Consider the following 15,116-nt stretch of genomic DNA (forward strand, 5'->3'; position numbering starts at 1 on the left):
GGGACGACGCACATTCTCCGTCATTGCGAGGAGCCCTTGCGACGAAGCAATCCAGACCCCCTCCGTGGAGGCAGTCTGGATTGCTTCGCTACGCTCGCAATGACGGGGAGAGAGCGGGGTTTCAATGCCTCGTCGCGGACTGGTCGGGCAAGTCCAGCAGGGCCTCGGTGAAGGGAAACTCCAGCACGATCTCACCGTCGGCGTCGGTCACCTCGATGACTGCCTCCAGCAGGGCCCGCTGGGTGCCTTCCGACTTCACGACCTCCAGGATCATCTGACGAGCGACCTCCCACGCACGGTCGGGGTTGCGCAGGTCCTCGCCGTCGGGATCCACGATCAATTCGTTGCCGATACGGGTGTTGAAGAAATATCTGGGCATGCCTGATCCATGGGGTCGCCTGTAGCCGAATAGAAGCCGTTCCGTCCTCACAACTCGTTTATCCCGACAGGGATCGCGACCTATCGGATATTTTGCGCATGGCATTCGCTCAACTTTGCGGCCGCAAGCGCTCTCTTTGCAGTGCAGCAATTCCGCCGGCCTACACCTAGGTCGGGAAAATTTCACTGGCGAAGTTCTGCGCCAGCATTAGTCTAACGGGTGGGCGGATACGTCCCGAATTCGCGAATATGGAGAGCCGAAATGGCCTGGAAAGCCCCGAAGATCGTCGAAGTGCCCTGCGGCATGGAAATCAACATGTATGTGAGCGCCACCCGCAAGTAAGCGGCTGGTGAGAGTGCGTTCCGCGCAGGTGGATCTTTCGCCCCGAGCTCTTTCGGTCACGATACGTTTCCGGAAGACAGGATTTGTGTGGGCTTGAGATCCACCTCGCGACCTTACCTCCAGGAGACGGATCATGCTTCGCGTCGTCGTCCTGGGCGCCGGGGCCGGCGGCGGAGTTCCGCAATGGAATTGCGGGTGCGAGGGCTGCCGGGCGGCCCGTAGCGGCGGCCACGAGCTTCAAAGGACGCAGGCCTCGGTGGCCTTCAGCGGCGACGGCGAGCACTGGTTCCTGATCAACGCCTCCCCCGACCTGCGGCAGCAACTGAATGCCACGCCACAGCTGCACCCCAAGGCGGCCGCACTGCGTCACTCGCCGATTGCGGGCGTGATCTTGACCAACAGCGAAGTCGATGCGGTGGCGGGCCTGCTGTCGATGCGCGAGGGCTCGCCGTTCACAATCTATGCGCATCAGAAAGTGCTGGCGATTCTGGACAGCAACAGCATCTTCAATGTGCTGAACGAGAAGCACGTGCGGCGTCAGCCGATCGGCATCAATGAGCCATTCGAGCCCCGCCTGCCGGATGGTGCGCGCGCCGGCCTGGAGGTGCTGCCCTTCGCAGTGCCGGGCAAGTCGGCCTGGTACCTGGAGGGCAAGGCGCATCCGGGCGGCGAGAGCGGCGACGGCGACACGCTGGGCCTTGAGATCACCGATAGGGCGACGGGCAAGTGCTTCTACTTCATCGCGGCCTGTGCCGAGGTGACCGACGCGCTCAAGGCCCGGATTGACGGCGCCGCGCTGGTGTTCTTCGACGGCACGGTCTGGCGCGACGACGAGATGATCAGGGCCGGCCTCGGCCACAAGACCGGCAGGAGCATGGGACATGTCGCCATGTCCGGCGACGACGGCGCGATCGCGCGGCTGGCCGACCTCAGTATCGACAGGAAGCTGTTTCTGCATATCAATAACTCGAATCCCGCGCTGCTGCCCGGCTCGCCCGAGCGCAAGGCCGCCGAGCAGGCGGGCTGGCAGATACCCGCGGATGGAACGGAGATCGTGCTGTGAACGCCGCATCACTGACTGGAATGACCGCACTCTCGATCGGCAAGGACATCAGGCTCACCAGCGCCGATGAGCTCGAGGCGACGCTGCGCCATATCGGGGCGACGCGCTATCACAGCCTGCATCCGTTCCATAAGCTGCTGCATGGCGGCAAGCTGAACAAGGGCCAGGTGCAGGCCTGGGCGCTCAACCGCTACTATTACCAGAGCACGATCCCGATCAAGGACGCGGTGGTGATCTCGCGCTTTCGCGACCGCGCCACCCGCCTGGAATGGCGCCATCGCATCGAGGACCATGACGGCGACGACGGCAGCGAGGGCGGCATCGAGCGCTGGCTCAAGCTGACCGAAGGGCTCGGGCTCGATACGGCCTATGTGGAATCCACCGAAGGCATCCTGCCGGCGACGCGCTTCGCGGTCGAAGCCTATGTCCACTATTGCCGCGAGAAGAGCCCGCTGGAGGCGATCGCCTCCTCGCTCACCGAGCTGTTCGCGCCGAACCTGCATGCAGAGCGCATCGCCGGCATGCTGGAGCATTACGATTTCGTCAATCCCGACATCATGAGCTACTTCAAGCGCCGCCTGACCCAGGCGCCGCGCGATGCCAATTTCGCGCTGGACTATGTCAAGACGCATGCGAGGACGCCGGAGGAGCGCGCCTCCGTCTGCAATGCACTGATCTTCAAGACCAACGTGCTGTGGGTGCAGCTGGACGCGCTGCAGCACGCCTATGTCGAGGGCCACATTCCGCCGGGCGCGTTCGTGCCCAAAGCAAGCTGAGGAACAAGCGCAATGGCCGGGCCGCGGAACATCAGCGTCAGCGAGGCAAGCCGCCCCGTGCTGCCGCGGCATGCCAAGCTGAAATATGACGAGACACGAAAAGTCTGGGTGATCCTGGCGCCGGAGCGCGTGCTGGCGCCCGACGACATTGCGGTCGAAGTCTTGCAGCTCTGCAACGGTGAGCGCAATGTCGGCGACGTCGCCGATCAGCTCGCGGCGAAATATGCCGCGCCGCGCGAGGCGATCCTGGCCGATGTCATCGCCATGCTGCAGGATCTCGCCGACAAGGGCTTTCTCACCGAGATCAGGGAGAAGACGTCATGAGCGACGTGACCATCCCACCCAGCGACAGCCTCGCGGTGCTGGAGAAACAGCGCTCGACGGCGGAGACCTTCGGCATCCCGCTCGCGGTGCTGCTCGAGATCACCCATCGCTGCCCGCTGCAATGCCCCTATTGCTCCAACCCGGTCGAGCTCGACCGCTCGGCCAAGGAGCTGACCACTGGGGAATGGAAGAAGGTCTTGAGCGAGCTCGCCGAGATCGGCGTGCTCCAGGTGCATTTCTCCGGCGGCGAGCCGACCGCGCGCAAGGACCTCGTCGAGCTGGTGAAGCACGCCAGCGACGCCGGGCTCTATACCAACCTGATCACCTCGGCCGTGCTGCTGACGCGCGAGAAGCTCGGCGATCTCGCGGATGCCGGGCTCTGCCATGTGCAGATCTCTTTCCAGGGCATCGAGGAAGGCCTTGCCGATCGCGTCGCCGGCTACAAAGGCGGCCATCGCAAGAAGCTCGAAGTCGCGAAATGGACGCGCGAGCTCGACCTGCCGCTCACCGTGAACGCGGTGATGCACCGGCAGAACCTGCATCAGCTCCCCGACATCGTCCAGATGGCGCTCGACCTCGACGCCGACCGGCTCGAGGTCGCCAATGTCCAGTATTACGGCTGGGCGCTGAAGAACCGCGCCGCCTTGATGCCGACCGTGGCGCAGCTCGACGAATGCACCCGCATCGTCGAGGAGGCACGCGAGCGGCTGAAGGGCCGGCTGACGATCGATTACGTCGTCCCTGATTATTACGCGCTGCGGCCGAAGAAATGCATGGGCGGCTGGGGCCGGCAGTTCTTCAACATCTCGCCCGCCGGCAAGGTGCTGCCCTGCCACGCCGCCGAGAGCATCACCGGGCTCGACTTCGAATCCGTGCGCTCCAACCATTCGATCGCCTGGATCTGGCAGAATTCCGAGGCCTTCAATCGCTATCGTGGCACCGGCTGGATGAAGGAGCCGTGCAAATCTTGCGAGTTCCGCGAGATCGATTTCGGCGGCTGCCGCTGCCAGGCCTTCGCGCTGACGGGTGATGCGGCCAATACCGATCCGGCCTGCGCGCTGTCGCCGCTGCACGAGACGATCTTCAAGCAGGCCGAGCGCGAAGCCGAAGGCGAGACCAACCGCTTCCTCTATCGCAATTTCGCCGGCGGCACTCTGGAATCCGAGAATGATGCCTGACGCCGACGCGGCCAGCGCGGTCAAACGCGCCGACCCCTTTGCGCCGCTGACCTCCGACATGCTCGATGTCGGCGACGGCCACGAGCTCCATGTCGAGAGCGTCGGCCGCGCTGACGGAATCCCTGCTGTCTATCTGCATGGCGGGCCCGGCAGCGGCTGCCAGCCCGACCATCGCCGACTGTTCGACCCTGATCGTTTCTGCGCCGTATTGTTCGACCAGCGCGGCTGCGGCCGCAGCCGGCCCAAGGGATCGCGCGCGGACAACACCACGGCGCATCTGGTCGCGGACATGGAGAAGATCCGCGAGAAATTCGGCTTCACACGCTGGATGGTGGTCGGCGGCTCCTGGGGCGCGACGCTGGCGCTAGCCTACGCCGAGGCGCATCCGGAGCGCGTCTCCGGCATTGCGCTGCGCGCAACCTTCCTTGGCACGCGGGCGGAGGTCGAGGCGGCCTTCACCTCGCGCCTGTCCCAGTTCTATCCCGCGCTCTACGAGGATTTCCTGAGCGTGCTGACGAGCGAGGAGCGCGCGCAACCGGTGGGCGCCTATTGGCGCCGTATCCTCGATGCCGATCCTGCCGTGCACGGTCCCGCGGCGCGGGCCTGGCACGACGTTGAACGCACCCTGTCCGAGCACAAGCCGGCACGGACCCGGCTGGACCTCGCCGCGCTGAACGTCTGGCGCACACTGCCGGCGACGCCTTTCATGGAGGCGCATTATTTCGTCAACGACAGCTTCATGAGCGAAGACCAGCTGTTGCGAAACGCGCATCGTCTCGCCGGCATTCCCGGCATCATCGTACAGGGCCGCTACGACCTGTTATGTCCTCCCGGGACATCCCAGGCGCTCGCGAAAGTTTGGCCGGGTTCCGAGATTCGCGTCGTGGAAGAGGCCGGACATTCGCTCTATGATGGCGGCGTGAGGGATGCCGTCATGAAGTCGATTGCGGACCTCGCGTCGAAGATCGGGCATTAGAGTCTATCTCCTCATCCTGAGGAGCGCTCGGAGAGCGCGTCTCGAAGGATGAAAGGCCGAGATACAGCAGCGGGGCCTGCATGGTTCACCCGGCGATGCGTAGCATCGTCCGGATGCTCACCATCAGGGTCTGGGTTCGCATGGGAAGGACAACAAGAAAGTGCCGCTCGCCGCGAAAGGCATGCTGCTGACGTCGATGAACATCGACGCAGCCGATGAGGCCGATTTCAACCGCTGGTACGATCGTGAGCATCTGGAAGAGCGCGTCGCGATCGAGGGGTTCCTCGAAGCGCGGCGCTATGTCGCGCATGCCGCCAATCCCAAATATCTCAGCCTGTATTCGACCGCGACGCTCGACGTGCTCGACAGCCCCGCCTATCGGGCGCGGCTCGCGAATCCGACCGACTGGTCGCGGCAGACCATGGCGCGCTTCAAGGACATGCTGCGCGTCGTCGCGCGCATCACCATCAGCAACGGCACCGGGCGCGGGGCCGCGCTCGGCCTGGTGCGTCTGCGGCCGACGCCCGACAATGCGGGAGCGTGGCGTGATGCACTGCAAGACAGACTGATGCCGGAGACGCGCGACGGCATCATCTCCATGCATCTGCTCGAGAGCGAGCCGGAACTGTCGGGTGCAACGGCAGGAATTCCGGCGACAGCTAATGAAGGCGCGCGCGACTGGTTCGTGCTGATCGACGGCACGCATATCGGCGCAGTCTCGGCCGTGATCGCCGAGCGCTTCACGGGACCTGCCGCATCCCCGTTGCCGCCTCCCGTCTCCGTCGGCACCTACTGCCTGATGTGGGATCTCGCGAAGAGCGACATCGCGCAGAACTGATGTAGCGGGATTGCCGCGCTGTCCACCGACGCCGTCATTGCGAGCGCAGCGAAGCAATCCAGACTGCGGCCGCAGTGACACTCTGGATTGCTTCGTCGCAAGGGCTCCTCGCAATGACGTGAATGGAGCGCAGCGCAACATGCTGCACCGCCGCATGCCTGCGCACGCCGTTAATGCTGTGCACGCGTAGCTCCCATGAAAGCCGTGCCGCGCGCAAATTTGCCGTTGTACTTCGGAACGGTTCTAATAAGCTAACCCAATGACGTCATTCAGAAACCAGATCGAGATGCGTTAAGCGTCCGCCACGCTCAAACAAAAAAGGCCGCGGGGTCTTTGAGCCTGCGCGGACAGGGTAGGAATGAAACCGACCGATATCGCGGCCCCCGACTACTTTCACAAAGTGGTCGATTGCCAATGGGCCTGTCCTGCGCACACCCCGGTTCCCGAATACATCCGACTGATCGCACAAGGCCGCTACAGCGACGCCTACATGATCAATTGGAAGTCGAACGTGTTTCCCGGAATCCTGGGACGCACCTGCGATCGTCCCTGCGAGCCCGCGTGTCGCCGCGGACGGGTCGAGGAGACTCCGGTCGCGATCTGCCGCCTCAAGCGCGTCGCCGCAGACTTCAAGGACGACATCAGGCAGCGCCTGCCGCGGCCCGCGCCGAAGAACGGCAAGCGTATCGCGCTGGTCGGCGGCGGCCCCGCCTCGCTGACGGTGGCGCGCGATCTCGCCCCGCTCGGCTATCATTGCACGGTGTTCGATGCCGATCCGGAAGCCGGCGGCATGATGCGCACGCAGATTCCGAAATTCCGCCTGCCCAATTCGGTGATCGACGAGGAGACCGGCTACATCCTGGGTCTCGGTGTCGAGTTCAAGGGCGGTCACCGCATCGACAGCATGAAATCGCTGCTGGCGGAGAAATATGATGCGATCTTCGTCGGCTCCGGCGCGCCGCGCGGCCGCGAGCTCGACATTCCCGGCCGGAAGGAAGCCGCCGGCAACATCCATATCGGCATCGAATGGCTGGCCAACGTGTCGTTCGGCCATGTCGACAAGATCGGCAAGCGCGTGATCGTGCTCGGCGGCGGCAACACCGCGATGGATTGCTGCCGAACCGCGCGCCGCCTCGGCGGCGAGAAAGTCACGGTGATCGTGCGCTCCGGCTTCGAGGAGATGAAGGCCTCGCCGTGGGAGAAGGAGGACGCGATCCACGAGGATATTCCGATCCTCAACTACATGGTGCCGGTGGCATTCAAGCAGGTCGCCGGCAAGCTCATCGGCGTCACCTTCCAGCACGTCAAAGCCGAATATGACGCCAAAGGCCGCCGTAACCTCGTGCCTTCGGGCGACCCCGATCAGACCATTCCCTGCGACGACGTGCTGGTCGCGGTCGGCCAGGAGAACGCCTTCCCCTGGATCGAGCAGGATTGCGGCATCGAGTTCGACAAATGGCACATGCCGAAGGTCGATGCGAGGACGTTCGTCTCGACCAACCCGAAAGTGTTCTTCGGCGGCGACGCCGCGTTCGGGCCGAAGAACATCATCTGGGCGGTCGCGCACGGCCATGACGCCGCGCTGTCGATCCACAAGATGCTCTCGGGCGAGGACATTACCGAGCGCCCGCTGCCCGACGTGCAGGTCTCATCGCAGAAGATGGGCATCCACGAATGGAGCTATGACAACGACATCTCCGTCGACAAGCGCTACAAGGTGCCGCATCGCGACAAGGTCGTCGCGCTCAAGGACATCCGCGCCGAGGTCGAGCTCGGCTACGACGTCAAGCTCGCGCTCGGCGAGGCGCATCGCTGCCTGAACTGCGACGTGCAGACCGTGTTCTCGACCTCGCTCTGCATCGAGTGCGATGCCTGCGTCGACATCTGCCCGATGGATTGCATCACCTTCACTGATAACGGCGAGGAAAGCGACCTGCGCCAGCGCCTGAAGGCGCCTTCACTCCATCCGGACCAGGATCTCTACGTCTCCGGCGACCTCAAGACCGGCCGGGTGATGGTCAAGGACGAGGACGTCTGCCTGCATTGCGGGCTGTGCGCCGAGCGGTGTCCCACCGGTGCCTGGGACATGCAGAAATATTTGATCGAGATGACCCACGCAGGTTCGACATGTCCGACAAAAAGCCGATCAGCAGCGTAAACGACTTCGTCGTCCGCTTCGCCAACGTCAACGGCTCGGGCTCGGCCAGCGCCAACGAGATGTTCGCCCGCGCGATCCTGCGCCACGGCGTGCCGGTGTCGCCGCGCAACATCTTCCCCTCCAACATCCAGGGCCTGCCGACCTGGTACGAGGTGCGGGTGACGGAAGCCGGCCATCTCGGCGCCCGCGGCGGCGTCGACATGATGGTGGCGATGAACCCGCAGACCTGGGACAAGGATGTCGCCGGCATCGAGCCCGGCGGCTACCTGTTCTACGATTCCACCAAGCCGATGCCGTCGACCAAATTCCGCGACGACATCACCGTGATCGGCGTGCCGCTGACCGCGATCACCAACTCGACCTATACCGATCCGCGCCAGCGCCAGCTGTTCAAGAACATCATCTATTTGGGCGCGCTCTCGGCGCTGCTCGACATGGACCCCAAGCTGATCGAGCAGCTGATCGGCGAGCAGTACAAGGGCAAGGAGAAGCTGCTGTCGTCCAACGTGCACGCGCTGCATCTCGGACGCGACTGGGCGCTGCAGAACCTGAAATGCCCGATCGGGCTCAGGGTGAAGAAATCCGACAAGGTCGGCGACCGCATCTTCATCGAGGGCAACAGCGCCGCCGCGCTCGGCGCGGTCTATGGCGGCGCCACGGTGTGCGCGTGGTATCCGATCACGCCGTCCTCGTCGGTGGCGGAGGCGTTCACCGCCCACTGCAAGAAGTACCGGCACGATCCGGAGACGGGCAAGGCGAAGTACGCGATCGTGCAGGGCGAGGACGAGCTGGCCTCCATCGGCATCGTCATCGGCGCGTCCTGGAACGGCGCCCGCGCCTTCACCGCGACCTCGGGCCCCGGCATTTCGCTGATGACGGAATTCATCGGCCTCTCCTATTTCGCCGAGATCCCGGCCGTGATCATGAACATCCAGCGCGCCGGCCCCTCCACGGGCATGCCGACCCGCACCCAGCAATGCGACATCATCGCCTGCGCCTATGCTTCGCATGGCGACACCAAGCACGTGCTGCTATTCCCGGAAGACCCCGCCGAGGCGTTCGAGTTCGCGGCGGCCGCCTTCGACCTCGCCGAACGGCTCCAGACCACCATCTTCCTGATGCTCGATCTCGACATCGGCATGAACCACCGGCTCTCCCGTCCGCTGAAATGGGACGACGCCAAGCAGTATGACCGCGGCAAGATCATGACCGCAGAGATGCTGGAGGAGGGCCGCGACTTCGGCCGCTATCTCGACGTCGACGGCGACGGCATTCCCTACCGCACCTATCCCGGCACACATCCGACCAAGGGCTCCTATTTCACCCGCGGCACGTCGCGCGACCGCTATGCGCGTTACTCCGAGGAAGGCACGGTCTACGCCGACAACATGCAGCGCCTGGTGCGCAAGTTCGAGACTGCACAGGACCTGGTGCCGCGGCCGCTGCAGGCCAATGCGGAGCGTCCAACCAAATATGGCGTGATCTATTTCGGCTCGACCTCGCCGGCGATGGACGAGGCGATCGGGTTGCTCGAGGCGCGCGGGCATCAGCTCGACCGCCTGCGCATCCGCGCCTTCCCGTTCCACTCGAGCGTCGCGAGCTTCCTCGCCGAGCACGATTTCGTCTATGTGGTCGAGCAGAACCGCGACAGCCAGCTGCGCCAGCTCATCGTCAACGAGAACGGCATCGATCCCGTCCGCCTCGTGCCAATCGTGCATTACGACGGCACACCGATCACCGCCCGCTTCATCGCCAAGGCCATTGGCGACCACCAGGATCACCTCAAGGTGACCCCGCTCCGCAAGGCCGTGTCATGATGGCAAGCTGCATCCACATCGTCATTGCGAGCGCAGCGAAGCAATCCAGACTGCCTCCGTGGAAAGACTCTGGATTGCTTCGCTGCGCTCGCAATGACGGAGTGCGGTTGCGACGGCTCGGCCGAGTGCAAAGAGACGTCGGATTGCGGAGAGGGAGCAGAGAGAGACGGGCATGACCTACATCGCAAAGCCGAAATTCCATCATCCGGGCCTGAAGAAGAACGAGCTCGGCTACACGCATCGCGACTACGAGGGCAAGATCTCGACGCTGTGTGCCGGCTGCGGCCACGATTCGATCACGGCCTCGATCATCGAGGCCTGCTACGAACTCTCGATCGAGCCGCACCGGGTGGCAAAGATCTCCGGCATCGGCTGCTCGTCGAAGACGCCGGACTATTTCCTCGGCAATTCGCACGGCTTCAACTCCGTGCACGGCCGTATGCCATCCGTGCTGACCGGCGCCAACCTCGCCAACCGCGACCTGATCTATCTCGGCGTCTCCGGCGACGGCGATTCCGCCTCGATCGGTTTCGGCCAGTTCGCGCATTCGATCCGCCGCGGCGTCAACATGACCTATATCGTCGAGAACAACGGCGTCTACGGCCTGACCAAGGGCCAGTTCTCGGCGACCGCCGACCGCGGCTCGAAGAGCAAGAAAGGCGTCACCAATACCGACAACCCGATCGACCTCGTCGCGATCGCCCTGCAGCTGGGGGCCACCTTCGTCGCGCGCTCGTTCTCCGGCGATAAGAGCCAGCTGGTGCCGCTGATCGCCGCCGCGATCGGCCACAAGGGCGCCTCCTTCATCGACGTCATCAGCCCCTGCATCGCCTTCAACAATCACGCCGGCTCGACCAAGAGCTTCGACTATGTCCGCGAGCACAACGACGCGGTGAACCGGCTCGACGTGCTGGTCGGCCGCGATCCGATCGCCGTCGATTACGCGCCGGGGACGGTGCAGGTGGTCGAGCAGCACGACGGCAGCAGGATTGCGCTGCGCAAGATCGATGCCGACTACGATCCGCATGACCGCCTGGGCGCGATGACCTTCCTGCAGAAGCACGCCGCCAAGGGCCAGATCGTCACCGGCCTGCTCTATGTCGATCCCGACGCGGAAGACATGCACGAGCATCTCAATACGGTCGAGACGCCGCTCAACAGCCTGGAGGCGGACTCGCTGTGCCCGGGCTCGGCGGTGCTGGACAAGTTCAACGCCAGCCTGCGGTGATCATCGGCGCCGGACCGAAACGGGCTGCCTGACTCGCACGGTGATCTTCTCGGACACGACGGGCGGTTCGAACGGATAGTGCTTCGCATCGCCGAGCACCAGCTGCAGCGTGTGCGTGCCGGGCGGAAGCTCGAGAAACGTCTCGGTCTGCCCTGCTCCGAAATGCAGATGGGACTTGTCCTGCGGGATCGGTTCCTTGGGATCGATGGGATTGTTGACGTCGACCAGCAAATGATGATGACCGGCGTTCTGGTAGTCGTCGCCGGCATGCGTGACGCCCATATTGCGCAGGCCGAACCGCACCCAGAACCCGCCACGGATCTTCTGCCCGTCCTGCGGCGTGATGAAATAGAGCTTCGCGTCCTTGGGAGCGGTCTTGCCCTGCGAGCAAGCCGTGCCCGGCAGCAATGCGAGCGCCGCCGCCAGCGCCGCGCAGCAAATGATCTTCATCAAACCTACTCCAGCTCAAAAAGCGCGATGCGATCGAGATGAATCGTCATCGCGCCTTAGGTTATTGTTTGAGCATGATCCTTTCGGAAAACCGCTGCACGCTTTTCCGGATCATGCGTCAGGGACTGAGCGCGATCCGGAATCCATGCGTGGGATAACGGACATTGGTATCGTAGCCATCGCGATTGGACGGCCGCACGTATCTCGCATCGTTCTTCCAGGAGCCCGAGCGCAGGACGTGCGATGAGCAGTCGCCGCTCGTCCATGCCGAACCGTCGACCGGCGCACCCTGATAGTTCTTGTGCCAGCAGTCCTCGACCCACTGATCAATGCCGCCGCCCATGTCATGGAGCCCGAATGGATTGGGCTTGAAGCTGCCGACCTTCGCCGGCTGCTCGGCGGCGAGGTCGCCGCAGTCCTTGCATCCGGCCATGCCCGGCTGGAGCTTGTCGCCCCACCAATACTTGGTTTGCGTTCCGCCGCGGGCCGCGTATTCCCATTCGGCCTCGCTCGGGAGCCGATACGGCTTCTTCGTCGCCTGCGACAGAAAGGCGGCATATTGCTGCGCGTCAGTCCAGCTCACGTTGCTGACCGGCGCATCGTCCTTGCCGGTCGCGGTGAAACCACACGCGCCCGCAGCCGCGCATTCGTTCCACTCCCGCACCGTCACCGGATATTTTCCGATCGAGAACGGCTTGACGGTGACCTGGTGGACGGGACGCTCGGTCGGATCATCATTGCTTCCCATCGCGAAACTGCCGCCGCGAATAGCGACCATTTCGGGCTCGCGCACCGGGGTCGCGGACGCGCTTGGCGCCGGCGCGGGCGATGAAGGCGCCGAAGCCAATGAGGGAGACGGTTGCGGCACCTGCGGCGCCTGCGTCGCCGCTTCACGCGGCGGGGCTTGCGGAGCGGGGCTCGGCGCCGGAGAAGCGGCGGGCGTTGCGACCTGCTCGCCCACCCTGCCCTGAGGCTGCGCCAGCAAATACCAGAGTGCGCCGGCGGCAATGACCAGCAGCGTGATGCCCAGGAGAAAGATCAGCGTGTTCTCGCGCCGGCTTCTTGTCTTGCCGACGGCATCGGCATCCGGCAGCACCCGATAGACGCGCACGGGATCGGTGATGTTCTTGACCTTGCGGTCGCCGAGCGACTCATAGCCGCACACGACCTTGTGCTTGATCTGTTCGTAGATCGCGCCGGAGATGTAGACCTGCCCCGGTTCCGCGATGCCCTCGATACGCGTGGCGATGTTGACGCCGTCACCATAGATGTCGTCCGGCTCCACGATGACATCGCCGAGATTGACGCCAATCCGATATTCGAGCCGGGAATGCTTGGGAAGCGAGGCGTTGCGGCCGATGAGATTCTGCTGGATGACGATGCTGCATCGAACGGCCTCCACGGGACTGTCGAAGATGGCGATGAAGCCGTCGCCGGTCGTCTTCACCAGGCTTCCATGGTGTTCGATGATGCTGGGCTGGATGAGATCCCGCTCGATCCGCTTGACGCGAACATGCGTGCCTTCCTCGTCGGCCTGCATCAACCGACTGTAGGAGGCGATGTCACCGACGATGATCGCGGCGAGTCGACGAGGCACTCCGCTGTGTGGCGGCGGCTCATCCTGATTTCCGGATCTGAAGTTGCGAATTTCGCCCATGCGGGGGGACTCCAGAAACTTGCGAGGCAGTCCCATCTTACGACGGCCAAAGGCGGCCGTCTGTGAAGGCTATCACATTGACGAACCGAGACAATGTCGCAGCGATCGCCGGCGTCGGGTTCCAAAGAACCAGGGCGCTGCACGCATTGAACCTTCTTGATCGCAGCAATGACTAAGGCCCGACGAAGGGCTACTGGCCCGTGTCCCCTGCGCGCTGCTCACACGCGCGACGTGCGAAGTTGAACGCAGTGCATCTGCCGGGCGTCTAATGGACAGCAGTTCTGTTGTGCTGCGGTAAAGTCGTCCCCCCGAGGCCATCATGAAGCTCTCCCTCATTGCTGCCCTGGCTTTCGCTGCCCTGACCGGCGTCGCCCATGCGGATGAGGCCGACAAGGTCCGGGAGACCACAAAGGCCGAAGCCGATGCCTTCAACGCGCGGCTCTATTCGGAGATACCCGGCACCAAATCCTATGCCTGCTTCGTCCGCCGCTACGATGCCGAGCATCTGGCGCGGCATCCCAAGCAGAAGGTGGCTTCCATGAAGCTGCTGATCTCGGCGGAAACCGACAAGGAGGACAAGCAGCTGCACAATTCCTTCCGTCTGGGTTTTCGCTATCGCCATCGATCCGGCGATTTCGACTCCAGCGGCTCGTGCGGCAGCCACGCGGTGCTTCTCAGTCAGGGCGACGAGGTCCGCCTGGGCTGCGGCGTGGACTGCGAAGGCGGCGGGATCGAAGTGGCGCTGTCCAAGGACAACAAATCCGCGATCGTCCGCCTCGAGCGGATCAGGGTCTGGCAGAACAACAAGCCGGACGACGACGCCGAGCAATCGCTGGTCGCCGGCGCCGACGACAAGATTTTCCGTCTCGACCGCACCGACAACAGCGAGTGCGCCTCGCTCGTGACCGATCGCAAGGAGCTCGCCGCACTACGCCACAAGTGATAACTCTCGCGCGAACTCGGTCGAGCCGAAGGAGATCGCCATGAACCGACGGAACATCTTGTGGAGCGCCGTCTCGGCCCTGGGTGCGGCGCTCGGCGCCTCCAGCGCGAAAGCTGCGACGGAAGCCGCTGCGAGCAACAAGCTGAAGGTCGTCTATCATCTCAACGATGCCGAGAAGGTCAATTTCGTGCTCGGCAACATCCAGAACCACATCGACGGCGTCGGTGGTCCCGAGCACGTGACCCTCGCGCTGGTGATCCACGGGCCGGCGCTGAAGGCGTTTCACGCAGCGCAGGCCAATCCCGATGTCAGCAAGCGCGTCGGCGCGTTCTCCAGGGACGGCGTCGAGCTCGCCGCCTGCGGCAACACCATGAAGGCGCAGAACGTGACGCTGAAGGAGCTGCTGCCTGGCTTCGTCAGCGCGGAGAACGGCGGCGTGGTCCGGTTGGCCGAATTGCAGTCGCAGGGATATTTGTATCTGCGGCCGTAAGGGCTGAAGAGACGTCGCCTCATTCTCCGTCATTGCGAGCGCAGCGAAGCAATCCAGTCCCTCTGCGGAGGCAGACTGGATTGCTTCGTCGCAAGAGCTCCTCGCGATGACGAATGAGAGAGCCGCGCGCGAACGCCCAGCCTCATATCCCGCTTGACCTATCCATAACCCTGTGGTTATGAGTTATCCATAACTTCCTAGTTAGTCGTCCGTGAAGAGCGGCTAAGCGATTGAGCTAGAATCGCATTTGTCTTTGTGGGCTGTTTTGCGATTGCAGGGTTTTGATGCTTGGGGCATCGGAACCTTGCAATTTCATTTTCAGGATTCCGTCGAATCGCCAGTCATGATTCCGTCGTCGCATCGGAGGTGGCGATGCGACCGAAGAAGCACAGGACGACGGAATCGGGCGATCTGTTCCGGGCCAGGCTGGACCAGATCATCAATATGAAGCACGAGCTGGTTCAGCTTGCCGGCAAGGTCGATTGGGACTGGATCGA

At 63.6% G+C, this 15,116-nt stretch carries 15 protein-coding genes; 12 read left to right on the forward strand and 3 right to left on the reverse strand.

The window, feature by feature from the left end; genetic code table 11:
• Positions 1-121: 121 nt before the first annotated feature.
• The gene (locus H1B27_RS32110; RefSeq protein WP_061879435.1) at positions 122-379 is read right to left on the reverse strand and encodes a DUF6894 family protein; all 258 of its coding nucleotides are present in this window, start codon (positions 377-379) and stop codon (positions 122-124) included.
• Positions 380-640: 261 nt separating this feature from the next.
• On the opposite strand from H1B27_RS32110, the gene pqqA reads away from it, so the two are divergent.
• The 10 genes from pqqA to H1B27_RS32160 all read left to right on the forward strand — a co-directional run bounded on the left by pqqA (position 641) and on the right by H1B27_RS32160 (position 11,079).
• Positions 641-721, forward strand: a complete 81-nt coding sequence (gene pqqA / locus H1B27_RS32115) for a pyrroloquinoline quinone precursor peptide PqqA (protein WP_007595659.1) — start codon at positions 641-643, stop codon at positions 719-721.
• 133 nt (positions 722-854) lie between these two features.
• Positions 855-1,784, forward strand: a complete 930-nt coding sequence (pqqB, locus tag H1B27_RS32120) for a pyrroloquinoline quinone biosynthesis protein PqqB (protein ID WP_197968818.1) — start codon at positions 855-857, stop codon at positions 1,782-1,784.
• Positions 1,781-2,560: a pyrroloquinoline-quinone synthase PqqC gene (gene pqqC, locus H1B27_RS32125; RefSeq protein WP_197968819.1), complete on the forward strand. Its 780-nt coding sequence runs from the start codon at positions 1,781-1,783 to the stop codon at positions 2,558-2,560. The genes pqqB and pqqC overlap by 4 nt, the downstream gene beginning before the upstream one ends.
• A 12-nt stretch (positions 2,561-2,572) precedes the next feature.
• Complete coding sequence (gene pqqD, locus H1B27_RS32130) at positions 2,573-2,884, forward strand: pyrroloquinoline quinone biosynthesis peptide chaperone PqqD (protein WP_061879432.1); 312 nt, start codon at positions 2,573-2,575, stop codon at positions 2,882-2,884.
• On the forward strand, positions 2,881-4,062 hold the full coding sequence (pqqE, locus tag H1B27_RS32135; protein ID WP_197968820.1) for a pyrroloquinoline quinone biosynthesis protein PqqE: 1,182 nt from the start codon (positions 2,881-2,883) through the stop codon (positions 4,060-4,062). Before pqqD ends, pqqE begins: the two co-directional genes overlap by 4 nt.
• Positions 4,052-5,038: a prolyl aminopeptidase gene (pip, locus tag H1B27_RS32140; protein WP_197968821.1), complete on the forward strand. Its 987-nt coding sequence runs from the start codon at positions 4,052-4,054 to the stop codon at positions 5,036-5,038. The genes pqqE and pip overlap by 11 nt, the downstream gene beginning before the upstream one ends.
• A 160-nt stretch (positions 5,039-5,198) precedes the next feature.
• Complete coding sequence (locus tag H1B27_RS32145) at positions 5,199-5,876, forward strand: DUF4286 family protein (RefSeq protein WP_061879429.1); 678 nt, start codon at positions 5,199-5,201, stop codon at positions 5,874-5,876.
• 358 nt (positions 5,877-6,234) lie between these two features.
• Complete coding sequence (locus H1B27_RS32150) at positions 6,235-8,034, forward strand: FAD-dependent oxidoreductase (RefSeq protein ID WP_197968822.1); 1,800 nt, start codon at positions 6,235-6,237, stop codon at positions 8,032-8,034.
• Positions 8,004-9,851 carry a 2-oxoacid:acceptor oxidoreductase subunit alpha gene (locus H1B27_RS32155; RefSeq protein ID WP_197968823.1) on the forward strand — a complete coding sequence of 616 codons (1,848 nt, stop codon included), beginning with the start codon at positions 8,004-8,006 and terminating at the stop codon, positions 9,849-9,851. Before H1B27_RS32150 ends, H1B27_RS32155 begins: the two co-directional genes overlap by 31 nt.
• 172 nt (positions 9,852-10,023) lie before the next feature.
• On the forward strand, positions 10,024-11,079 hold the full coding sequence (locus H1B27_RS32160; protein ID WP_061879426.1) for a 2-oxoacid:ferredoxin oxidoreductase subunit beta: 1,056 nt from the start codon (positions 10,024-10,026) through the stop codon (positions 11,077-11,079).
• Here H1B27_RS32160 and H1B27_RS32165 read toward each other — a convergent pair whose 3' ends face one another.
• Both H1B27_RS32165 and H1B27_RS32170 read right to left on the reverse strand, forming a co-directional pair.
• A complete protein-coding gene (locus tag H1B27_RS32165) occupies positions 11,080-11,529 on the reverse strand; it encodes a DUF4399 domain-containing protein (RefSeq protein ID WP_197968824.1) in 450 nt (149 codons plus the stop codon).
• A gap of 118 nt (positions 11,530-11,647) precedes the next feature.
• Positions 11,648-13,186, reverse strand: coding sequence for an SUMF1/EgtB/PvdO family nonheme iron enzyme (locus tag H1B27_RS32170; protein WP_197968825.1), 1,539 nt, complete (start codon positions 13,184-13,186; stop codon positions 11,648-11,650).
• Between the two features lie 319 nt (positions 13,187-13,505).
• Here H1B27_RS32170 and H1B27_RS32175 point away from each other — a divergent pair, with 319 nt between their 5' ends.
• Positions 13,506-14,129: a hypothetical protein gene (locus tag H1B27_RS32175; protein ID WP_197968826.1), complete on the forward strand. Its 624-nt coding sequence runs from the start codon at positions 13,506-13,508 to the stop codon at positions 14,127-14,129.
• Positions 14,130-14,169: 40 nt separating this feature from the next.
• The gene (locus tag H1B27_RS32180; protein ID WP_197968827.1) at positions 14,170-14,619 is read left to right on the forward strand and encodes a DsrE family protein; all 450 of its coding nucleotides are present in this window, start codon (positions 14,170-14,172) and stop codon (positions 14,617-14,619) included.
• Positions 14,620-15,116 lie beyond the last annotated feature (497 nt).

The sequence above is a fragment of the Bradyrhizobium diversitatis genome, assembly GCF_016031635.1.
GTDB classification, from domain to species: domain Bacteria; phylum Pseudomonadota; class Alphaproteobacteria; order Rhizobiales; family Xanthobacteraceae; genus Bradyrhizobium; species Bradyrhizobium diversitatis.